This is a genomic window from Enterobacter sp. N5-15, from assembly GCF_057221635.1.
This window is the reverse complement of record NZ_CM170150.1, coordinates 1460376-1481876: the sequence shown is the minus strand read 5'-3', so window position 1 is coordinate 1481876 and position 21501 is coordinate 1460376. Positions and strand designations below refer to the sequence as shown.

Genomic DNA, 21501 nt, shown 5'->3' with positions numbered 1-21501 from the left:
ACCTATGAGCAATGTTACGCACCAGCCGAAAATCGGCTTCGTCTCCCTGGGCTGCCCGAAAAACCTGGTGGATTCAGAACGCATCCTGACTGAACTGCGCACCGAGGGCTATGACGTGGTGCCAAGCTACGACAACGCCGATATGGTGATCGTTAACACCTGCGGGTTTATCGACAGCGCGGTTCAGGAGTCACTGGAAGCCATCGGTGAAGCCCTGACGGAAAACGGCAAAGTGATTGTTACCGGCTGTCTGGGCGCGAAAGAAGACCAGATCCGCGAAGTGCACCCGAAGGTGCTGGAGATCACCGGTCCGCACAGCTACGAGCAGGTGCTGGAACATGTTCATCACTACGTGCCAAAACCAAAGCACAACCCGTTCCTGAGCCTGGTGCCGGAACAGGGCGTGAAGCTGACGCCGCGCCACTACGCTTACTTAAAAATTTCCGAAGGCTGCAACCATCGCTGCACCTTCTGCATCATCCCGTCCATGCGTGGCGATCTGGTGAGCCGTCCGATTGGCGAAGTGCTGGCGGAAGCTAAACGTCTGGCCGACGCGGGCGTGAAGGAGCTGCTGGTCATCTCCCAGGACACTTCAGCTTACGGCGTGGACGTTAAGCACCGCTCCGGTTTCCACAACGGCGAGCCGGTGAAAACCAGCATGGTGGGCCTGTGCGAGCAGCTGTCCAAGCTCGGTATCTGGACGCGTCTGCACTACGTCTACCCGTACCCGCACGTTGACGATGTGATCCCGCTGATGGCGGAAGGCAAAATTCTGCCGTACCTGGATATCCCGCTGCAGCACGCCAGCCCGCGTATCCTGAAGCTGATGAAGCGTCCTGGCTCCGTTGATCGCCAGCTGGCGCGCATCAAGCAGTGGCGCGAGATCTGTCCGGATCTGACCCTGCGCTCCACCTTCATCGTCGGCTTCCCGGGTGAAACCGAAGAAGACTTCCAGATGCTGCTCGACTTCCTCAAAGAAGCCCGTCTGGACCGCGTAGGCTGCTTCAAGTACAGCCCGGTAGAAGGCGCTACCGCCAACGAGCTGGCGGACCAGTTGCCGGAAGAGGTGAAAGAAGAGCGCTGGAACCGCTTCATGCAGCTGCAGCAGCAGATCTCTGCCGAGCGTCTGCAGGAAAAAGTGGGCCGCGAGATCATGGTGATCGTTGACGAAGTGGACGAAGAAGGCGCGATTGGCCGCAGCATGGCGGACGCCCCTGAAATCGACGGCGCGGTGTACCTGAACGGCGAAACCAGCGTTAAGCCGGGTGATATTATTCGCGTGAAGGTTGAAAACGCGGATGAGTATGACCTGTGGGGTAGCCGGGTTTAATCCCCCCACTCCGCTTTTGTAGGCCGGGTAAGGCGTAGCCGCCGCCCGGCACATTTCACTGCACTACCCCTTAATCCTCGGATCCAGCGCGTCGCGCAGCCCGTCCCCCAGCAGGTTAAACGCCAGCACGGTCAGAAAAATCGCCAGACTCGGGAAGATCGCCACGTGCGGTGCAATTACCATATCCGCCCTCGCCTCGTTCAGCATCGCGCCCCACTCCGGCGTTGGCGGCTGTGCCCCTAACCCCAGAAACGACAGGCTGGCCGCCGAGATAATCGACACGCCGATGCGCATGGTGAAATAGACCACGATGGACGACACCGTACCCGGCAGAATATGGCTGAACAGGATCGTGGCGTCGCTGGCTCCCATACTGCGGGCGGATTCGATAAAGGTCTGCTGTTTCAGCACCAGCGTGTTGCCGCGCACCAGACGAGCAAACGCCGGTATCGAAAAGACCGCGACCGCAATGATGACGTTCGCCATGCCGCTCCCCATGATCGCCACCACGGCAATCGCCAGCAAAATGCCGGGGAAAGCAAACAGCACGTCGCAGATACGCATGATGATGCGGTCCCACCAGCCTTCGTAATACCCGGCAACGAGACCCAGCACGGTGCCGATGGCCGCGCCGATCAGCACCGCGAACACCCCGGCGGCAAGCGAGATCTGCGCCCCCACCAGCACGCGGCTAAAGATATCGCGCCCGAGGGAGTCCACGCCAAACCAGTGCAGCATCGACGGTCCGTCGTTCAGACGGTCGTAGTCAAAATAGTTTTCCGCATCAAACGGCGCCACCCACGGCGCAATCACCGCCACCGCAATCAGCAGCAGCACAAACAGCCCCGCGGTCATCGCGACCGGCTGGCGGCGAAAACGCCGCCAGAATTCAGACCACGGGGTGCGGACGTGGTCCGGTTTTAGCCCCGGCATCGCGTTTAAAACGGCCTGACGTCGCCAGTTCAACAATCGCATCTTACTTGTACCTGATGGCCGGGTTAATGGCGGCGTAGAGCACGTCCACCACTAAGTTGATAAGAATAAACTCCAGCGAGAAAAGCAGGACTTCCGCCTGAATCACCGGGTAGTCGCGCATCTCGACGGAATCGACCAGCAGGCGTCCCAGGCCCGGCCAGTTGAAGACCTTTTCCACGACGATAGAGCCGCCCAGCAGGAAGCCAAACTGCAGCCCCATCATCGTCACCACCGGAATCATCGCATTGCGAAAGCCGTGCTTGAGAATGACCCACTTCTCGCTGACCCCTTTCGCCCGCGCGGTGCGAATATAATCTTCGCTCAGCACGTCAACGAACGAGGCGCGGGTAAAGCGGGCCATCACCGCCGAAACGGCAGCCCCCAGCGTCATGGAAGGCAGGATGTAATGCTTCCAGGTATCGGCCCCGACGGTCGGCAGCCAGCCCAGCTCGACGGAGAAGATCTGCATCAGCAGCATCCCCAGCGCGAACGCCGGGAAGGAGATGCCGGTCACCGCCAGCGCCATGCCGAGCTTGTCCGGCCAGCGGTTGCGCCAGACGGCCGCGACAATTCCGGCGCCAAGCCCAAACACCACCGCCCAGCTCATGCTGGCGATCGTTAACCAGAACGTCGGCATAAAGCGGCTGGCAATCTCCTCCGACACCGGACGGCGCGACACCATCGAAATACCAAAATCGCCCTGCAGAACGTTGCAAATGTAATGGATGAACTGCATATACAGCGGCTGGTCGAGGCCAAGCTGCTTACGCACCAGGTCAATAACGGTGGCATCCGCTTCAGGCCCGGCAACCAGACGCGCCGGATCGCCCGGCAGCATATGGACAAACAGAAATACCAGGACCGCCACAATCAGCAGCGTCGGAATAAGCCCCAGCAGGCGTTTACAAACATAATTCAGCATGAGGTTTATTTTAAATCCGCATCGTCAAAGCTAAAGCCCGTGTCCGGCATGATGTAGAACCCGGTCAACGCTTTGTTATGGGCTGACACCAGTTTCTCCACCACCAGCGGCACCCACGGTGACTCTTTCCAGATAATATCCTGCGCGTCTTTGTAGAGGCGCGCTTTCTCTTCCGGTTTGGTGGTTTTCAGGGCATCGGCCAGGTCTTTGTCCACCTGCGGATTGCTGTAAAACGCGGTGTTGAACAGGGTTGGCGGCCAGTTCTGCGAGGCGAACAGCGGCGACAGCGCCCAGTCGGCTTCACCGGTCGAGGCCGTCCAGCCGGTATAGAACATCCGCACCCCGCTCTCTTTCTGCCCTTTCCCCTCCACTTCTGCCGCACGCTGTCCGGCATCCATCGCGGTCACCTGCGCCTTGATGCCGACCTGCGCCAGCTGCTGCTGGGTAAACTGCAGCACCTTCTGGGCGGTGCTGTGCTTATGCGACGACCACAGCGTGGTGCTGAAACCGTTCGGGAAGCCCGCCTCTTTCAGCAGCTCGCGCGCTTTGGCCGGATCGTACGGCCACGGCTGATAGCTTTGCGCATAGGCGATTGCCGGCGGCAGCACGCCGGTCGCCGGGGTGGCATAGCCCGCAAAGGCAACCTTCACCAATGCCTGACGGTTAATGGCGTAGTTGATGGCCTCACGCACCTTCGGGTTATCGAACGGCTTTTGCGTGACGTTCATGCTGATGTAGCGCTGCATGATCGACGGGCTGGCGACCAGCTCCAGCTTGCTGTTTTTCTGCAAAATGGCGGCCTGCTCATATGGGATCGGGAAGGCAAACTGCGCCTCGCCGGTTTGCAGCATCGCCGCGCGGGTGTTGTTGTCCACCACCGGACGCCAGGTAATGGTATCGAGCTTCGGCAAGCCCTGCTGCCAGTATCCGGCGAATTTCTTCACCTTCACAAAATCGGTCTGGTTCCAGGTGAGCAGTTCGTAAGGGCCGGTGCCAACAGGGTGGAAGCCGATCTCCTTGCCGTATTTCTTCAGCGCGGCAGGGGAAATCATCGCCGTTGCCGGATGCGCCAGAATATTGATAAACGCGGAGAACGGCTCTTTCAGGGTGATTTTTACCGTCGCCGGGTCGACCACCTCGGTGCTGGCGATATTTTTATACAGGTTATAGCGCTTGAGGCTATTTTCCGGATTGCTGGCGCGATCGAGGTTAACCTTCACCGCCTCCGCATTGAAATCTGTCCCATCCTGGAACTTCACGCCGGTTCTGAGCTTAATGGTATACACCAGCCCGTCGTCGGACACGGTGTACCCCTCCGCCAGCACGTTTTTGAGCTTCATCTCTTTATCCAGGCCGAAAAGGCCCTGATAGAACGATTTCGCCACCGCCTGAGAGAGCGTATCGTTGGCGTCATACGGATCGAGCGTGGTGAAATTCGAGCCGACGGCAACCACCACATCTTTGGCAGCGAACGCGGGGGCAGCGGCCAAGGCTGCCGTCACGCTCGCGGCTAACAACCATCTACGCGCTACAAATGTAACCATTCTGTTCTCCTGCCTGTTGTAAGTTATAACCGCGAAAACGCATTGTCCTGACGCGGGGGAGCGACGAAATGCCCCGGACCGACCTCGCGCAGCGTCACGCGCTCTACGGCCTCGCCGCGTTTACGAATATTGCTCGGCATTTCATCCTGCAGCAGCACGCGCTGGCCGTGACGATGCGCGGGATCGGCAACCGGGACCGCCGCGATAAGCTTGCGGGTATACGGGTGCTGCGGGTTCTCAAACACCGCCCTTCGCGGCCCAATCTCCACAATTTGCCCCATAAACATCACCGCCACGCGATGGCTGATGCGTTCAACCACGGCCATATCGTGCGAGATAAACAGGAAGGCAATGCCCATATCCCGCTGTAAATCCAGCAATAAGTTGATGATCTGCGCCCGGATAGAGACATCCAGTGCCGAGACGGACTCATCGGCAATCACCACTTTCGGGTTTAGTGCCAGCGCGCGGGCGATGCAGATACGCTGCCGCTGTCCGCCGGAAAACTCGTGCGGATAACGCCAGGCGTGTTCCGGCTTCAGGCCGACGCGCTCCAGCAGCCAGGCCACGCGACGCTGTGCCGCTTCGCCGTCGAGCAGGTTATGTACCCGCAGCGGCTCCATGATCGAATACCCCACCGTATGGCGCGGATCGAGGGAGGCATACGGATCCTGGAAAATAAACTGAATATCTCGCCGCACCGCCTGCAGCCTGCTGTCCGGAAGGGTATCAATGCGCTCACCGTTAAAGGTAATGCTGCCTTCCTGTGATTCCACCAGACGGAGCAACGCGCGCCCGGTGGTGGATTTACCGCAGCCGGACTCCCCCACCAGCGCCAGCGTTTCGCCCGGCCAGAGATCGAAGCTGACGTTTTCCACCGCGTGCACTTCGCGCTTTACGCGGTTCAACACGCCGCTGCGCAGCGGAAAACGGGTGACCAGATCGCGCACTTCCAGAATGGGCTTACCCGGCACCACGGTGTCCTGCTCGCGCTCATCCTCCTGCTGCTCGGACGCCTCGAGAGAAATCAGAGGGAAGCGGCGCGGCAAATCGCTGCCGTTCATCGCTCCCAGGCGCGGAACCGCCGCCAGCAGCGCTTTGGTGTAAGGATGCACGGGCGCGTGAAAAATCTGCTCGACCGGGCCGGTTTCCACCGCGCTGCCCTTGTGCATTACCAGCACCCGATCGGCGATATCGGCGACCACGCCCATATCGTGGGTGATGAAAATCACCCCCATCTCCATCTCCTGCTGCAGCACTTTGATGAGCTGCAGGATCTGCGCCTGAATCGTCACGTCCAGCGCCGTCGTCGGTTCGTCGGCAATCAGCACCGCCGGACGGCAGGAGAGCGCCATGGCAATCATCACCCGCTGGCGCATGCCGCCGGAAAGCTGATGCGGGTAGCGCCCCAGAATGGCCTGCGCCTCCGGAATACGGACCAGCTCCAGCATCCGTCGGGCCTCGTTGAGCGCTTCATCGCCGCTCAGCCCCTGATGCAGGCGGATGGACTCGGCGATTTGTTCCCCGACCGGGAAAACCGGGTTCAGGGAGGTCATCGGCTCCTGGAAGATCATCGCAATATCCGCCCCGCGCACGCCCTGCATCTGCGAACCGCTTAGCTCAGTTAAATCAATGACCTGACGGTTGCGGCGGCGCAGGAGCATTCTCTCGCTGCTGATTTGCCCGCCCGTCTGTTCCAGCAGGCGCATCAGTGCCAGCGCGGTGACCGATTTACCGGAGCCGGACTCGCCAACAATCGCCAGCGTCTCGCCGCGCCTGAGCGTGAACGATAAATTCTGTACTGCGGGGATGAACTGCCGCTCTTCCTGAAACGCAATATTGAGCTGATGGACAGCCAGCACTTCGCGGTTGTCCAGTTCTTCACTGTGCGGCACGCGCTGCCCCCTTATTCACGATAGATGCCCGTGCTCGGTTCATCACCGGCATAACCCCAGGCGCGATACATGCCTTCGCTGTTGAACGGCAAAGCCACGTTGCCCTCACGATCCACCGCAATGAGCCCGCCGACGCCGCCAAGCGCAGGCAGTTTCTCCATCACCACCCGCTCGCAGGCTTCGCTGAGGCTTAAACCGCCGTAATCCATCAGCGCGGTGATGTCGTAAGCCGCGAGGGTGCGGATAAACACTTCCCCGGTTCCGGTACACGACACCGCCGCCGTCGCGTTATTGGCATAGCAGCCAGCGCCCGGCAGCGGGCTATCGCCGACGCGCCCGGGCAGCTTGTTGGTCATCCCGCCCGTTGAGGTCGCCGCCGCGAGGTTTCCGGCCTTATCGAGCGCCACCGCGCCGACCGTGCCCATTTTGGTGGTTTCATCCAGCGGCGCACTATGGTCAAGCTGCATCATGCCCGCCGAACGGGCTTCCAGCAGCTGCTGGTAGCGCTCCTCGGTGGAAAACAGATCCGGCGATACCGGTTCCATTCCGTGCTCGAAGGCAAACGCCTCTGCCCCGGCCCCCGTCAGCAGCACGTGCGGACTCGCCTCCATCACCAGACGCGCGGCCAGCACCGGATTGCGCAGATGACTCACGCCCGCCACGGCGCCCGCTTTCAGGGTAATACCGTCCATCACGCAGGCATCCAGCTCGTGCGTTTCATCCCGGGTAAAGACCGAACCGATACCCGCATTAAATAACGGGCACTCTTCCAGCAGGCGCACCGCCTCGGTGACCACATCCAGCGCGCTTTCGCCCGCTTCCAGCATTCTCTGGCCCGTTTCCACAATGGCGTACAGCGCGTCGATATAGCGCTTTTCCTGCTCGGGACTGAGCTGTGCTCGGGTGATTGCCCCGGCGCCACCATGAATTGCGATTACCGCATTAACCATTCGCATCACCCGTTAGCCTGATTTGCGGCTTTTTCTATAAATATCATTATCGTCGATGAAACTTCAGATGATTTTTGAATATAGAAAGACGTAACTGTGATGTAAAGCGTACACCCATCGGGTCATACAGTTAGCCGCACTTTTCTGCCATAATGAGCGCTTTCGTTGTTACTCCGCAGGAGCCCACCATGGATTTTACCGCCGGACTGATGCCGCTTGAGACGGCACTCACGCAGATGCTTGACCGAATTTCCCCGCTGCATGACGTTGAGACGCTGCCCCTCGTGCGCTGTTTTGGCCGTATTGCCGCGCGCGATATCGTCTCTCCGCTTAACGTGCCGGGGTTTGATAATTCCGCGATGGACGGTTACGCGGTACGCCTGGCGGATCTCCAGACGGGTAACGCCCTGCCGGTGGCAGGTAAAGCCTTTGCGGGTCAGCCGTTTAGCGGTGAGTGGCCTGCGGGCACCTGCGTACGCATCATGACCGGCGCGCCGGTTCCTGCCGGCTGCGACGCAGTGGTGATGCAGGAAGAGACAGAACAGACCGACGACGGCGTGCGTTTTACCGCGAACGTTAAAGCGGGCCAGAACATCCGCCGCACGGGCGAAGATATCACGCTTGGCGCAACGGTCTTCGCCGCCGGACAGAAGCTGACGGTAGGTGAACTGCCGGTGCTGGCGTCGCTTGGCGTTGCTGAAATCGACGTTATCCGTAAAGTGCGCGTCGCCGTTTTCTCCACTGGCGACGAGCTGCAGCTTCCTGGCCAGCCGCTGCAGGAGGGCCAGATTTACGATACCAACCGCCTGGCGGTACACCTGATGCTGGAGCAGCTGGGCTGTGAGGTGATTAACCTCGGCATTATTCCTGACGATCCGGAAAAACTGCGCGCCGCGTTTATCGAAGCGGATAACGCTGCCGACGTGGTTATCAGCTCCGGCGGCGTCTCCGTGGGCGAAGCGGATTACACCAAAACCATCCTTGAAGAGCTGGGCGAAATCGCCTTCTGGAAGCTGGCTATCAAGCCGGGCAAACCGTTCGCGTTTGGCAAGCTGCAACACAGCTGGTTCTGTGGCCTGCCGGGTAACCCGGTCTCGGCGGCACTCACCTTCTACCAGCTGGCGATCCCGCTGCTGGCGAAGCTTTCCGGCAACAGCGCCAGCCCGCTGCCCGAACGCCAGCGCGTGCGCGCCGCCACGCGCCTGAAAAAATCACCGGGCCGTCTCGATTTCCAGCGCGGCATTCTGGCGCGCAACGCGGACGGTGAGCTCGAAGTGAGCACCACAGGGCACCAGGGCTCGCACATTTTCAGCTCCTTCAGCCAGGGCAACTGCTTTATCGTGCTGGAGCGCGAGCGCGGCAATGTGGAAGCAGGCGAGTGGGTTGAGGTAGAACGTTTTAACCACCTGTTCGGAGGCTGACATGACGGTGGAGCTGAGCGACCCGGAGATGATGCGCTACAACCGCCAGATTGTGCTGCGCGGGTTTGACTTCGAGGGCCAGGAAGCGCTTAAAGCAGCAAGCGTGCTGGTTGTTGGTCTGGGCGGTCTGGGCTGCGCCGCCGCGCAGTACCTTGCGGCGGCGGGCGTGGGCAGAATGACGCTGCTGGATTTCGATACCGTATCGGTGTCCAACCTGCAGCGCCAGACGTTGCACAGCGACGCGACGGTTGGCCAGCCGAAGGTGGACTCTGCCCGCACGGCGCTGGCGCGCATCAACCCCAACGTTCAGTTCACCCTGATTGACGCAATGCTGGATGACGACGCGTTGTCCGCGCAGATTGCGCAGCACGACCTGGTGCTGGACTGCACCGATAACGTCACCGTCCGTAACCAGCTGAACGCAGGCTGTTTTGCCCGCAAAATCCCGCTGGTCTCCGGCGCGGCGATCCGCATGGAGGGGCAAATCACTGTTTTTACCTACGCTGAGGGTGAACCCTGCTACCGCTGCCTGAGCCGCCTGTTCGGCGAGAACGCGCTGACCTGCGTTGAGGCGGGCGTGATGGCGCCGCTGGTCGGCGTGATTGGCTCACTGCAGGCGATGGAAGCGATCAAAGTCCTGGCGCACTACGGCACGCCTGCCGCGGGGAAAATCGTAATGTATGACGCGATGACCTGCCAGTTCCGCGAGATGAAGCTGATGCGTAACCCGGGGTGTGAGGTTTGTGGAGGTTAAAGCAAACGGCAACCTTCAGGTTGCCGTTTTAGTGTTTGCTCCCTCTCCCTGTGGGAGAGGGTTGGGGTGAGGGCATCAGGCCGCACCCGTCAGATAGACGTCCGTCCAAACGCGCCCTGCCAGTCCTGCTCAAACTTCACAATCGCCGCATCCACGGCCGGAGAGGTAATAAACTGCTGCGCCACGTCCAGCGGCAGCGTGATGGACTCGCATCCTGCCAGCAGGCAGTCCAGCGCCTGACGCGGCGTTTTAAAGCTCGCGGCCAGCACCTTTGACTGCGGGGCGTGCAGCGTCAGCAGCTGCTGCAGTTCAACCACGGTCTGGATCCCGTCCCCGCCCTGCGCGTCCACGCGGTTAACGTAAGGAGCCACATACTCTGCCCCCGCCAGCGCGGACAGCATCCCCTGCGCGGCGCCGTACACCGCCGTGCCCAGCGTCGGGATCCCTTCGGCTTTCAGCATCTTGATTGCCGCCAGCCCTTCTGCGGTCACCGGCACTTTCACCACCAGGTCGTTAATGATGGCGCGCAGCTTGCGCGCGTCATCCACCATCCCTTCGGCGGTGGTCGCCATCACCTGGGCGAACAGACGGCCTTTGCCGCCCAGCGCGTCGTGCAGCTCTGGCAGCAACACGTCCAGCGGCGTTTTACCTGCCGCCACAATGCTTGGGTTGGTGGTCACGCCCGCCAGCGGGAAGATACGCGCCAGCTTTTTAACTGCCGCAACGTCAGATGTGTCGAGATAAAGTTCCATGATGTCACCCTCAAAAATAGCCTGCACTTACCCTATCACGACAAAACCTGCTCAGTAGTTGACCTGCATCAAGATAACTTTCATTCGAAAGTACTTTAATCTTCATATGCAAGATGAGAGGCAAAATCATGATCTTCAATATTCAGCGTTACTCTACCCATGATGGCCCCGGTATTCGAACCGTGGTGTTCCTGAAAGGCTGCTCGCTGGGCTGTCGCTGGTGCCAGAACCCGGAAAGCCGCTCCCGCAGCCGGGACGTGCTCTTTGATGCGCGTCTGTGTCTGGACGGCTGCGACCTGTGCCAGCAGGCGGCGCCGGGCTGTATCGAACGCGCGCTGAACGGGCTGGTCATTCATCGTGAGAAGCTTGATGAAGCCACGCTCGCTGCCCTTACCGACTGCTGCCCGACGCAGGCGCTGACCGTCTGCGGTGAAGAGCAGCAGGTCGAGGAGATCATGGCGACCGTACTGCGCGATAAACCCTTCTACGACCGCAGCGGCGGCGGGATCACCCTCTCCGGCGGCGAGCCGTTTATGAACCCTGAGCTGGCGCACGCCCTGTTTAAAGCCAGCCACGCACAGGGGATCCACACCGCCGTCGAAACCTGCCTTCACGTGCCGTGGCACTATATCGAGCCGTCATTACCCTACGTCGATCTGTTCCTCGCCGACCTGAAGCACGTCGACGGTGAGGTGTTCAAACAGTGGACGGACGGTTCGGCTAAGCGGATCCTGGACAACCTGAAACGCCTTGACGCAGCCGGGAAAAAAATCACCATCCGCGTGCCGCTGATCCAGGGCTTTAACGCCGATGAAGCGTCCGTAACCGCCATCACCAACTTCGCCGCCGACGAGCTTGGCGTCGAGGATATTCATTTTCTGCCGTATCACACGCTGGGCATGAACAAATACACCCTGCTCGGCCAACCCTACTCTGCCCCTGACAAACCGCTGGATAACCCTGCCCTGCTGGACTTCGCGCAGCAGTACGCCTGCCAGAAAGGGTTAACCGCGACCTTACGAGGATAAACCTATGACAACCATGAATCTCAACACCCTCAGCGAGCGCATTAAAGCGCACAAAACGGCACTGGTGCATATCGTTAAGCCGCCGGTCTGTACCGAGCGCGCGCAGCATTACACCGAAATGTACCAGCAGCACATGGACAAGCCGATCCCGGTGCGTCGCGCCCTGGCGCTGGCGCATCACCTGGCTGAACGCACCATCTGGATCAAACACGACGAGCTGATTATCGGTAACCAGGCAAGCGAAGTGCGCGCCGCGCCGATTTTTCCGGAATACACCGTCTCCTGGATTGAGAAAGAGATCGACGATCTGGCGGACCGCCCGGGCGCGGGCTTTGCGGTGAGCGAAGAGAACAAGCGCGTGCTGCATGAGATCTGCCCGTGGTGGCGCGGCCAGACGGTGCAGGATCGCTGCTACGGCATGTTCACCGACGAGCAGAAAGGCCTGCTGGAAACCGGCATTATCAAAGCCGAGGGCAACATGACCTCCGGCGACGCGCACCTGGCCGTTAACTTCCCGCTGGTGCTGGAGAAAGGCCTCGACGGCCTGCGCGCCAAAGTGGCCGAGCGCCGCTCGCGCATCAACCTGACGGTGCTGGAAGACCTTCACGGCGACCAGTTCCTGAAGGCGATTGATATCGTGCTGGAAGCGGTGAGCCTGCACATCAAACGCTTTGCCGATCTGGCGCGTAAAATGGCCGCGGCCGAAACCCGCGCAAGCCGCCGCGACGAGCTGCTGGCGATGGCGGAAAACTGCGACATCATTGCCCACGAGCCGCCAAAAACCTTCTGGCAGGCGCTGCAGCTGTGCTACTTCATTCAGCTGATCCTGCAGATTGAGTCCAACGGCCACTCCGTCTCCTTCGCGCGTATGGACCAGTATCTCTATCCGTACTACCGCCGCGACGTGGAGCTGAACCAGAGCCTGGATCGCGAACACGCCATCGAGCTGCTGCACAGCTGCTGGCTGAAGCTGCTGGAAGTAAACAAGATCCGCTCCGGCTCGCACTCCAAGGCTTCCGCCGGTAGCCCGCTGTACCAGAACGTCACCATCGGCGGCCAGAAGCTGGTCAACGGTGAGCCGATGGACGCGGTGAACCCGCTTTCCTACGCGATTCTGGAATCCTGCGGTCGCCTGCGCTCCACCCAGCCGAACCTGAGCGTGCGTTACCACGCGGGCATGAGCAACGACTTCCTCGACGCCTGCGTGCAGGTGATCCGCTGCGGCTTCGGCATGCCCGCGTTCAACAACGATGAAATCGTCATTCCGGAATTCATCAAGCTCGGCGTTGAGCGCGACGATGCCTACGACTATGCGGCCATCGGCTGCATCGAAACCGCGGTGGGCGGCAAGTGGGGCTATCGCTGCACCGGCATGAGCTTTATCAACTTCGCCCGCGTGATGCTCGCCGCGCTGGAAGGCGGGCGTGACGCCACCAGCGGCAAGGTGTTCCTGCCGCAGGAGAAAGCGCTCTCAGCCGGTAACTTCGACAATTTCGACGAGGTGATGGCGGCCTGGGATAGCCAGATCCGCTACTACACCCGCAAATCCATCGAGATTGAGTACGTGGTAGACACCATGCTGGAAGAGAACGTCCACGATATTCTCTGCTCGGCGCTGGTGGACGACTGCATCGAGCGTGCGAAAAGCATCAAGCAGGGCGGCGCGAAGTATGACTGGGTCTCCGGCCTGCAGGTCGGCATCGCCAACCTCGGCAACAGCCTGGCGGCGGTGAAAAAGCTGGTGTTCGAACAGGGCACTATCGGTCAGCAGCAGCTGGCGGCCGCCCTGGCGGATGACTTCGACGGGCTGACCCACGAGCAGCTGCGCCAGCGTCTGATCAACGGCGCGCCGAAGTACGGCAACGATGACGACAGCGTGGATATGCTGCTGACGCGCGCCTACCAGACCTACATTGAAGAGCTGAAGCAGTACCACAACCCGCGCCACGGCCGCGGCCCGATTGGCGGTAACTACTACGCTGGCACCTCCTCGATTTCCGCAAACGTGCCGTTTGGCGCGGCGACAATGGCCACCCCGGACGGACGTAAGGCGCACACCCCGCTGGCGGAAGGGGCAAGCCCGGCTTCCGGTACGGACCACCTCGGCCCGACGGCGGTGATTGGCTCGGTGGGTAAACTGCCTACCGAGGCGATTCTCGGCGGCGTGCTGCTGAACCAGAAGCTGAACCCGTCAACGCTGGAAAACGACAGCGATCGCCAGAAGCTGATGGTGCTGCTGCGCACCTTCTTCGAGGTGCATAAAGGCTGGCATATTCAGTACAACATCGTTTCGCGCGACACGCTACTGGAAGCGAAGAAACATCCTGACCAGTATCGTGACCTGGTGGTGCGCGTGGCGGGCTACTCGGCGTTCTTCACCGCCCTGTCGCCGGATGCGCAGGACGATATTATCGCCCGTACTGAGCATACGCTGTAACGGTGTGTCCCTTAAGGGGAAATGCGCACGCTGATGCCCTCACCCCGACCCTCTCCCACGGGGAGAGGGAGAAAACACTAAAAACGGCAACCCAGGTTGCCGTTTTGCTTTTACTTTCGAATGAAATTAAATTTGTGCTCCCCGTCACCTTGTTATTAGAATGTTTCAAAACGAAGTGACCCAGGAGCACAGTATGACCGTTAAAGTTATCGTCACCGATATGGACGGAACTTTCCTTGATGATGCCAAGCAGTACGATCGTGACCGCTTCCAGGCACAGTTTGAACAGCTTAAAGCCCGCGACATTGAATTTGTGGTCGCCAGCGGCAACCAGTATTACCAGCTCATCTCCTTCTTTCCGGAGCTGAAAGACAGGATCTCCTTCGTGGCGGAAAACGGCGCGCTGGTGTTCGATCGCGGCGAACAGATTTTCCACGGCGAGCTGACGCGGCATGAATCGCAGATCGTGATTGGCGAACTGCTGAAAGACAAAGGGCTGAACTTCGTGGCCTGCGGGCTGGAGAGCGCCTACGTCAGCGACCAGGCCCCTGAAGAATTTGTGGCGCTGATGTCAAAGCACTACCACCGCTTAAAGCGCATCAGCGATTACCGCGACATTGACGACGTGCTGTTTAAGTTCTCCCTGAACCTGCCGGACAGCGATATCCCGACGCTGGTGGATAAGCTGCACGTCTCGCTGGACGGCATCATGAAGCCGGTCACCAGCGGCTTTGGCTTTGTGGATTTAATTATCCCCGGCCTGCACAAAGCCAACGGCATCAGCCGCCTGCTGAAACGCTGGAAAATCTCCCCGCAGGCGTGCGTGGCCATTGGCGACAGCGGCAACGATGCCGAGATGCTGAAGCTGGTGAAATATTCCTTTGCGATGGGCAACGCGGCGCAGAGCATCAAAGAAATCAGCCGCTACAGCACCGACGACAACAACCATCAGGGCGCGCTGAACGTCATTCAGGCCGTGCTCGACAACCATTCCCCGTTCGACGCCTGATCCTCTCCTCGCCGGAGCCTCGCTCCGGCCTCTCACTCTTTTTCCGTCCTGTGGCTTGCGTCAAGTTTTTAAACTTGCATTAACTTATTTTTAACTTAAAGTATCACTTGTAGACATTTTTACTTTCGAATGAAAGATGCGAGGCGGTTATGACCTTTACCAGTGAAACTTTGCCAGCGGATCACAAAGCGGCGATCCGTCAGTTGAAACGTGAGCTGCGCGCGCAGATCGGCGACGTGCAGGCGGTGTTTAATAAGCTCAGCGATAAAATTGCCACCCGCGTGGCGGAAATCAACGCCCTTAAGAACAAAGGCGAATCCGTCTGGCCGGAGATCCCGTTTGCGGACGTGAAAAACGGCACCATTACCGACGCACAGCGCGAAGCCGTTAAGCGCCGCGGCTGCGCGGTGATTAAAGGTCATTTCCCGCGCGAGCAGGCGCTGGCGTGGGATCGGTCGATGCTCGACTACCTCGATCTGAACAAATTTGACGACGTGTACAAAGGGCCAGGCGATAACTTCTTCGGCACCCTAACGGCCTCCCGCCCGGAGATTTACCCGATTTACTGGTCGCAGGCGCAGATGCAGGCGCGCCAGAGCGAAGAAATGGCGCAGGTGCAGTCGTTCCTGAACCGTTTATGGACATTCGAGAGCAACGGCAAGCAGTGGTTCGACCCGGACGTGAGCGTGATTTACCCGGACCGTATCCGCCGCCGTCCGCCGGGAACCACCTCGAAAGGGCTGGGCGCGCATACCGACTCCGGCGCGCTGGAGCGCTGGCTGCTTCCGGCCTATCAGCAGGTCTTTGCCCGTGTGTTTGACGGCAACGTCGACAAGTACGATCCGTGGAACGCCGCGCACCGTACCGAAGTGGAAGAGTACACCGTCGATAACACTACCAAATGCTCGGTGTTCCGGACCTTCCAGGGCTGGACGGCGCTGTCGGATATGATCCCCGGACAGGGGCTGCTGCACGTGGTGCCAATCCCGGAAGCGATGGCCTATATTCTGCTGCGTCCGCTGCTGGACGACGTGCCGGAAGACGAGCTGTGCGGCGTGGCGCCGGGGCGCGTGCTGCCGGTTTCCGAGAAGTGGCACCCGCTGCTGATCGAGGCGCTGACCAGCATTCCGGCACTCGAGGCGGGCGATTCCGTGTGGTGGCACTGCGATGTGATCCACTCCGTCGCGCCGGTGGAAAATCAGCAGGGCTGGGGCAACGTGATGTACATTCCTGCCGCGCCGATGTGCGAGAAAAACCTCGCCTACGCGAAAAAGGTCAAGGAAGCGCTGGAAACCGGCGCGTCGCCGGGAGACTTCCCGCGCGAGGATTATGAAAAGAGCTGGCAGGACCGCTTTACCGTGAACGATCTCAACATCCACGGCAAGCGCGCGCTGGGCATGGCTTAACTGTCGTACAGCCCTTCCCGCTCCACGGCGGTGCGTCGTTTCCCCTGACGTATCCGCCGTACCGATTCCCGCACGGCCAGCGTGCCGTTTAGCAGCAATGTTCCCACCGGCGCGTCCGGGCGCATGAGCCGCTGCTGGAGCATATAAACCGCTTCTGTTCCCAGCTCATCGCGGGGAACATGCACGGCCGTCAGAGGCACATCCTGGATTGCCGCCAGGTTAAAGCCGTCAATGCTCATCACCGACACGTCCTGCGGCACGCGCAGGCCGTGGTTTTGTAAGGCGCTAATGGTGCCCGCCGCCATAAAGTCGCCGCCGACCAGAAACGCCGTCGGCAGGTCTTTTCCCTTCTGCTGGTTAAGCCACTCGCTGACCATCTGTTCCGTTTCGCGCGCGCTGAAGCTGGGCACCACCAGCAGATCGCGTTTATCGTTGAATTTCAGGTTGTGAGACTGCCACGCGTCGCGGATCCCCGCCAGGCGCAGCTCCATGGTGTAGCGACGCAGGCACAGCACGTTCATCACCTCACGGTGTCCCATTTCGAACAGATATTCCGCCGCCCGCTCGCCGATGGCGCGATGATCCGGCGCGACGGCAGGCAGACGCATGTGCCGGTCGCGGCAGTTAATCAGCATGCAGGGTTTACCGACGTCCACTGCCAGATCGTGGATATGGGGATCGTCGATGCCAAGAAGGATTGCCGCCTGAGTGTCCGCTTCGTTCATGCGTGCCAGAAACAGCTGGGCGTCGCTGTCGTTCTCCTCCAGCGCGCAGTAGCGAAGGCGTACATCGTATGAGGCCAGGCCTTTACTCACGCTCTGGATCACGCGGTAGTAAAAGATGTCGGACCGCTCGTCAAACGCCCGCTGTGGGGCAAAAACCACCAGGCTATTGAGCAGCAGACGCCCTGCCGCCATGCCGTCCATCACCCCCAGCTCCCGCGCGCACGCCAGCACCTTCGCGCGCGCTTTTTCACTGGTATTCGCTTTCCCCGCCAGCACCCGCGACACGGTGCTGATAGATAGCTGCGTCCGGGCCGCGATTTCGGTGATTTTTAGCCTTTTGTCCATTTTGTGATCTGGCTCCATTTGCCAAATGAAAAAATTTTCATAGCGTATTGGTCAGGCAATAGCTGACATAAAGGCCATCATGCCAGAGGGTTTATGTCAGTTATGAGAAATTTTGCACAAAATCCACTTTTGCCCACTCATTTTCTTCCTTAAGGTGAACTTGTCACACAACTTCCATACTAGTTGTATACCAACTTAAGCATTTTAAACGGATAGAAATCAAAGGCATAAAAATCCGTGTGACACCTGAACCTCCGTCCCCTTACCGTCCGTCTTGTGGAGAGTAAAATGAGTCAGGACATCAATAACACCGTTGCGGCAAGCAAAACCCGTCGCGTCATTAAGAACCTGCGCTGGTACGTGCTGGTGCTGTTCTTACTTGGCGTCACCGTTAACTACATCACCCGAAACTCACTCGGGATCCTCGCCCCGGAACTGAAAGAGAGCCTCGGGATCACCACCGAGCAATACTCCTGGATCGTCGGCGCGTTCCAGATCGCCTACACCATTTTCCAGCCCCTGTGCGGCTGGCTGATTGACGTCATCGGCCTCAAAATTGGCTTTATGGTCTGCGCCGGGATCTGGGCGCTGATGTGTATCTTCCACGCGGGCGCCGGAAGCTGGCTGCACCTGGCTATTTTGCGCTTCTTTATGGGTGCCTCTGAGGCCGCCGCGACCCCGGCGAACGCCAAAACCATCGGCGAATGGTTCCCGAAATCAGAACGCCCCGTTGCCGCCGGCTGGGCGGGCGTGGGCTTCTCCATCGGCGCGATGCTGGCCCCGCCTATCATCTACTTTGCTCACGCGTCGTTCGGCTGGCAGGGCGCGTTTATGTTTACCGGCGTGCTGGCGCTGCTGTGGGTTCTCCTCTGGTGGGCGTTCTACCACAACCCGGAGCAGCACCCGAACCTGAGCAAGGACGAGCTGGCGTTTATCAAGCAGGATAATGAACCGCCAGCGGTGAGACTGCCCTTCCTGACCGCGCTGAAAACCGTCTCGAAAAACAAACGCTTCTACGGTATCGCCATCCCGGCCTTTATGGCGGAACCGGCCTGGGCGGTGCTGAGCTTCTGGGTGCCGCTGTACCTTGCCAAAGAGCACGGCATGGATCTGAAGCAGATTGCGATGTTTGCCTGGCTGCCGTTCCTCGCCGCCGACCTCGGCAGCGTGGCGAGCGGCTACCTGACGCGCCTGTACACCCGTCTGTTCGGCTGCTCGCGCGTGAACTCGGTCGTTGCCAGCTCCGTGACGGGCGCGTTCCTGATGATCTCGCTCGGCATCGTGGCCATTACCCGCGACCCATATATCACCATCGTGCTGATCTCCATCGGCGGCTTCGGGCACCAGATCATCTCCTGCATGCTGAGCGCCCTGGTCGTGGAGTCGTTCGACAAAGGCCAGATGGCGACCGTCAACGGCATGCGCGGCTCGGCGGCGTGGATCGCCAGCTTCCTGTTCTCGCTGTTAATCGGTGTGACCGCCGACAAAATCGGCTTTAACCCGCTTTTTATCGCCATGGGCTTTTTTGACCTGATTGGCGCCGTCTTCCTGGTAGCATTTATTGCTGAACGTCGCGCCAAGCGCGCCTGATAGTGGATGTATTGCATATGAAAACCCTGAAAAACTGGACCGTAGATAAGCAGTCGGCAAACCATCTGGAACTGCTGGTCGATAACCAGCACCGCCTGTGCCTGTACGTGCTGGAAGAGAACCTGTTCCGCGTGCTGATCAAACGCAAAGGCGAGCTGGCGCTGGACCGCACCTGGAGCATCGCGCCGGAAAAAGACGTGCCGTGGGAAGGCCGCCGTCGTGACGATATAAGCGGTTTCTCCTGCCCGGCCTGGACCCTGACGCAGCAGGATGAGACGCTCACCGTGGCAACCGAACGGCTGCGCGTGACGGTCCACCAGCCGCTGTGGCTGGAGTGGCACTACCGCAATGAGGCGGACGAGTGGCAGCCGCTGGTCAACGACCGTCCAACCAGCGCCTACCTGCTGAACGCCCACGGCGACGGCGTGGCGCACTACCTCAGCCGTCGTAAGGACGAGCGTTTCTACGGCCTGGGCGAGAAAGCGGGCGATCTGCAGCGCAACGGTAAGCGTTATGAGATGCGCAACCTCGACGCGATGGGGTACAACGCGGCCAGCACCGACCCGCTCTACAAGCACATTCCGTTCACCATCGCCCGCCGCGACGACGTCAGCTATGGCCTGTTCTACGACAACCTGAGCAGCTGCTGGCTGGATCTGGGCAACGAAATCGACAACTACCACACCGCCTATCGTCGCTGGCAGGCGGAAGCGGGCGATATCGATTACTACATCTTTACCGGCAAGCGCGTGCTGGACGTCACCAAAGCCTTCGTGCGCCTGACCGGGAAAACGCTGTTCGGACCGAAATGGAGCCTGGGCTACAGCGGCTCGACCATGCACTACACCGACGCGCCGGACGCACAGAACCAGCTGATGAACTTCATTCGCCTGTGCGAAGAACACGCCATTCCGTGCGACTCGTTCCAGCTCTCCTCCGGCTATACCTCCATCAACGGCAAGCGCTACGTCTTTAACTGGAACTATGACAAGGTGCCGCAGCCGAAGGTGATGAGCCAGGCGTTCCACGACGCGGGGCTGAAGCTGGCGGCCAATATCAAGCCGTGCCTGCTGCAGGATCATCCGCGCTATGACGAAGTGGCGGAAAGCGGCCTGTTCATTCGCGATTCAGAAACCGATGCGCCGGAACGTTCCAGCTTCTGGGATGACGAAGGCTCGCACCTCGACTTTACCAACCCGCAGACGGTGCAGTGGTGGCAGAACGGCGTCACCACGCAGCTGCTGGAGATGGGCATCGACTCTACCTGGAACGACAACAACGAATACGAAGTGTGGGACGGGGAAGCGCGCTGCTTTGGCTTCGGCAAAGAGATCGCTATCAAGCACATTCGACCGGTGATGCCGCTGCTGATGATGCGCGCCTCGCTGGAAGCGCAGCAGCGTTTCGCGCCGGAAAAACGTCCGTATCTCATCTCCCGCTCCGGCTGCGCCGGGATGCAGCGCTACGTTCAGACCTGGAGCGGTGATAACCGCACCAGCTGGGAGACCCTGCGCTATAACATCCGCATGGGGCTGGGCATGAGCCTGTCCGGGCTGTTCAACGTCGGTCACGACGTCGGCGGTTTCTCCGGCGACAAACCGGACGCCGAGCTGTTCGTGCGCTGGGTGCAGAACGGCGTGATGCACCCGCGCTTTACCATTCACTCATGGAATGACGATCGCACCGTGAACGAGCCGTGGATGTACCCGGGCGTCACCCCGGCCATTCGCGGCGCGGTTGAGCTGCGCTACCGCCTGCTGCCGTACCTCTACACCCTGCTCTGGCAGGCGCACGCCGACGACGAGCCAATGCTGCGTCCGACCTTCCTCGATCACGAGCACGATGCGCAGACGTTTGAGGAGTGCGATGACTTCCTGCTGGGCCGCGATCTGCTGGTGGCCAGCGTGGTCGAAGCCGGGCAGCGCGAGCGCCGCGTCTGGCTGCCGGATAACGCCACCGGCTGGTACGATTTTTACACCCACGCGTGGTTCGCTGGCGGCCAGTCAATCGTTCTCGACGCACCGCTGGAAAAACTGCCGCTGCTGGTGCGCGCCGGTGCCGCTCTTCCGCTGAGCGAACGCATTACCCACGTGTCCGCTGAAAAAGACAACACCCGCGAGCTGAAGTTGTTCCCGGTGAAGGGCGTCGGCACGACCACCGGCATGCTGTTTGAAGACGACGGCGAAAGCTGGGGCTACCAGAACGGCAATGCGCTGTGGGTGGAATGGGAAATGGTATGCGATGGCGCAACCATCAACCTGAAGGTCAACGCGCGCGGGGATTATCGTCCGGCGTGGAAAGCGCTGAAGGTGTCGCTGCCTGTAGGGGAAAAACGTACGCTGCTGGTGAACGGGGCTGAAGGGGGTGAGTGGGTGGTGTAGTGCGGCCTGATGCCCTCACCCTAACCCTCTCCCACGG

At 60.1% G+C, this 21501-nt stretch carries 16 protein-coding genes; 9 read left to right on the top strand and 7 right to left on the bottom strand.

Annotation, left to right across the window (positions count from 1 at the left end; translation table 11 throughout):
• The first annotated feature begins 4 nt into the window (after nt 1-4).
• The gene (rimO, locus tag AC2TE5_RS06920; protein WP_484612898.1) at nt 5-1330 is read left to right on the top strand and encodes a 30S ribosomal protein S12 methylthiotransferase RimO; all 1326 of its coding nucleotides are present in this window, start codon (nt 5-7) and stop codon (nt 1328-1330) included.
• 63 nt (nt 1331-1393) lie between these two features.
• On the opposite strand, the gene gsiD is transcribed toward rimO, so the two are convergent.
• Genes gsiD through iaaA form a run of 5 tightly spaced genes read right to left on the bottom strand, consistent with a single transcriptional unit; the run spans nt 1394 to nt 7616 of the window.
• Entirely contained in the window at nt 1394-2305 is a 912-nt protein-coding gene (gene gsiD / locus AC2TE5_RS06915) for a glutathione ABC transporter permease GsiD (RefSeq protein ID WP_024908682.1), read from the bottom strand.
• A 1-nt stretch (nt 2306) separates the two neighbouring features.
• On the bottom strand, nt 2307-3227 hold the full coding sequence (gsiC, locus tag AC2TE5_RS06910) for a glutathione ABC transporter permease GsiC (protein ID WP_116343413.1): 921 nt from the start codon (nt 3225-3227) through the stop codon (nt 2307-2309).
• A gap of 5 nt (nt 3228-3232) precedes the next feature.
• Nucleotides 3233-4771, bottom strand: coding sequence for a glutathione ABC transporter substrate-binding protein GsiB (gene gsiB / locus AC2TE5_RS06905; RefSeq protein WP_484612897.1), 1539 nt, complete (start codon nt 4769-4771; stop codon nt 3233-3235).
• Nucleotides 4772-4794: 23 nt separating this feature from the next.
• Entirely contained in the window at nt 4795-6666 is a 1872-nt protein-coding gene (gene gsiA, locus AC2TE5_RS06900; RefSeq protein WP_484612896.1) for a glutathione ABC transporter ATP-binding protein GsiA, read from the bottom strand.
• A gap of 11 nt (nt 6667-6677) precedes the next feature.
• Complete coding sequence (gene iaaA / locus AC2TE5_RS06895; RefSeq protein WP_484612895.1) at nt 6678-7616, bottom strand: beta-aspartyl-peptidase; 939 nt, start codon at nt 7614-7616, stop codon at nt 6678-6680.
• A gap of 188 nt (nt 7617-7804) precedes the next feature.
• Between iaaA and moeA the strand changes: the two genes are divergently transcribed.
• Together moeA and moeB are read left to right on the top strand one after the other, a co-directional pair.
• A complete protein-coding gene (moeA, locus tag AC2TE5_RS06890; protein WP_484612894.1) occupies nt 7805-9037 on the top strand; it encodes a molybdopterin molybdotransferase MoeA in 1233 nt (410 codons plus the stop codon).
• 1 nt (nt 9038) lies between these two features.
• The gene (moeB, locus tag AC2TE5_RS06885) at nt 9039-9791 is read left to right on the top strand and encodes a molybdopterin-synthase adenylyltransferase MoeB (RefSeq protein WP_484612893.1); all 753 of its coding nucleotides are present in this window, start codon (nt 9039-9041) and stop codon (nt 9789-9791) included.
• 89 nt (nt 9792-9880) lie between these two features.
• Here moeB and fsa read toward each other — a convergent pair whose 3' ends face one another.
• Nucleotides 9881-10543 carry a fructose-6-phosphate aldolase gene (gene fsa, locus AC2TE5_RS06880; RefSeq protein ID WP_213330743.1) on the bottom strand — a complete coding sequence of 221 codons (663 nt, stop codon included), beginning with the start codon at nt 10541-10543 and terminating at the stop codon, nt 9881-9883.
• Between the two features lie 128 nt (nt 10544-10671).
• Here fsa and AC2TE5_RS06875 point away from each other — a divergent pair, with 128 nt between their 5' ends.
• The 4 genes from AC2TE5_RS06875 (at nt 10672) to AC2TE5_RS06860 (ending at nt 16423) form a co-directional block, all read left to right on the top strand.
• Nucleotides 10672-11571, top strand: a complete 900-nt coding sequence (locus AC2TE5_RS06875; RefSeq protein ID WP_484612892.1) for a glycyl-radical enzyme activating protein — start codon at nt 10672-10674, stop codon at nt 11569-11571.
• A 4-nt stretch (nt 11572-11575) separates the two neighbouring features.
• Entirely contained in the window at nt 11576-14008 is a 2433-nt protein-coding gene (locus AC2TE5_RS06870; protein ID WP_484612891.1) for a formate C-acetyltransferase/glycerol dehydratase family glycyl radical enzyme, read from the top strand.
• Between the two features lie 193 nt (nt 14009-14201).
• The gene (locus tag AC2TE5_RS06865) at nt 14202-15017 is read left to right on the top strand and encodes a Cof-type HAD-IIB family hydrolase (RefSeq protein ID WP_339276884.1); all 816 of its coding nucleotides are present in this window, start codon (nt 14202-14204) and stop codon (nt 15015-15017) included.
• A gap of 149 nt (nt 15018-15166) precedes the next feature.
• On the top strand, nt 15167-16423 hold the full coding sequence (locus AC2TE5_RS06860) for a DUF1479 domain-containing protein (RefSeq protein ID WP_484612890.1): 1257 nt from the start codon (nt 15167-15169) through the stop codon (nt 16421-16423).
• On the opposite strand, the gene AC2TE5_RS06855 is transcribed toward AC2TE5_RS06860, so the two are convergent.
• Nucleotides 16420-17493 (bottom strand): LacI family DNA-binding transcriptional regulator, encoded by a 1074-nt coding sequence (locus AC2TE5_RS06855; RefSeq protein ID WP_484612889.1) that lies wholly within the window; start codon nt 17491-17493, stop codon nt 16420-16422. The two genes, AC2TE5_RS06860 and AC2TE5_RS06855, sit on opposite strands and share 4 nt — an antisense overlap.
• Before the next feature lie 288 nt (nt 17494-17781).
• Between AC2TE5_RS06855 and AC2TE5_RS06850 the strand changes: the two genes are divergently transcribed.
• Together AC2TE5_RS06850 and AC2TE5_RS06845 are read left to right on the top strand one after the other, a co-directional pair.
• Nucleotides 17782-19083 carry an MFS transporter gene (locus AC2TE5_RS06850; protein WP_032661301.1) on the top strand — a complete coding sequence of 434 codons (1302 nt, stop codon included), beginning with the start codon at nt 17782-17784 and terminating at the stop codon, nt 19081-19083.
• Between the two features lie 17 nt (nt 19084-19100).
• The gene (locus tag AC2TE5_RS06845) at nt 19101-21464 is read left to right on the top strand and encodes a glycoside hydrolase family 31 protein (RefSeq protein ID WP_484612888.1); all 2364 of its coding nucleotides are present in this window, start codon (nt 19101-19103) and stop codon (nt 21462-21464) included.
• The last annotated feature ends 37 nt before the right edge of the window (nt 21465-21501 follow it).

Coding starts and splice junctions, on each gene's coding strand:
- rimO (WP_484612898.1), top strand. CDS start 5: ATGAGCAATGTTACGCACCAGCCGAAAATCGGCTTCGTCTCCCTGGGC.
- gsiD (WP_024908682.1), bottom strand. CDS start 2,305: ATGCGATTGTTGAACTGGCGACGTCAGGCCGTTTTAAACGCGATGCCG.
- gsiC (WP_116343413.1), bottom strand. CDS start 3,227: ATGCTGAATTATGTTTGTAAACGCCTGCTGGGGCTTATTCCGACGCTG.
- gsiB (WP_484612897.1), bottom strand. CDS start 4,771: ATGGTTACATTTGTAGCGCGTAGATGGTTGTTAGCCGCGAGCGTGACG.
- iaaA (WP_484612895.1), bottom strand. CDS start 7,616: ATGGTTAATGCGGTAATCGCAATTCATGGTGGCGCCGGGGCAATCACC.
- moeA (WP_484612894.1), top strand. CDS start 7,805: ATGGATTTTACCGCCGGACTGATGCCGCTTGAGACGGCACTCACGCAG.
- moeB (WP_484612893.1), top strand. CDS start 9,039: ATGACGGTGGAGCTGAGCGACCCGGAGATGATGCGCTACAACCGCCAG.
- fsa (WP_213330743.1), bottom strand. CDS start 10,543: ATGGAACTTTATCTCGACACATCTGACGTTGCGGCAGTTAAAAAGCTG.
- AC2TE5_RS06875 (WP_484612892.1), top strand. CDS start 10,672: ATGATCTTCAATATTCAGCGTTACTCTACCCATGATGGCCCCGGTATT.
- AC2TE5_RS06870 (WP_484612891.1), top strand. CDS start 11,576: ATGACAACCATGAATCTCAACACCCTCAGCGAGCGCATTAAAGCGCAC.
- AC2TE5_RS06865 (WP_339276884.1), top strand. CDS start 14,202: ATGACCGTTAAAGTTATCGTCACCGATATGGACGGAACTTTCCTTGAT.
- AC2TE5_RS06860 (WP_484612890.1), top strand. CDS start 15,167: ATGACCTTTACCAGTGAAACTTTGCCAGCGGATCACAAAGCGGCGATC.
- AC2TE5_RS06855 (WP_484612889.1), bottom strand. CDS start 17,493: ATGGACAAAAGGCTAAAAATCACCGAAATCGCGGCCCGGACGCAGCTA.
- AC2TE5_RS06850 (WP_032661301.1), top strand. CDS start 17,782: ATGAGTCAGGACATCAATAACACCGTTGCGGCAAGCAAAACCCGTCGC.
- AC2TE5_RS06845 (WP_484612888.1), top strand. CDS start 19,101: ATGAAAACCCTGAAAAACTGGACCGTAGATAAGCAGTCGGCAAACCAT.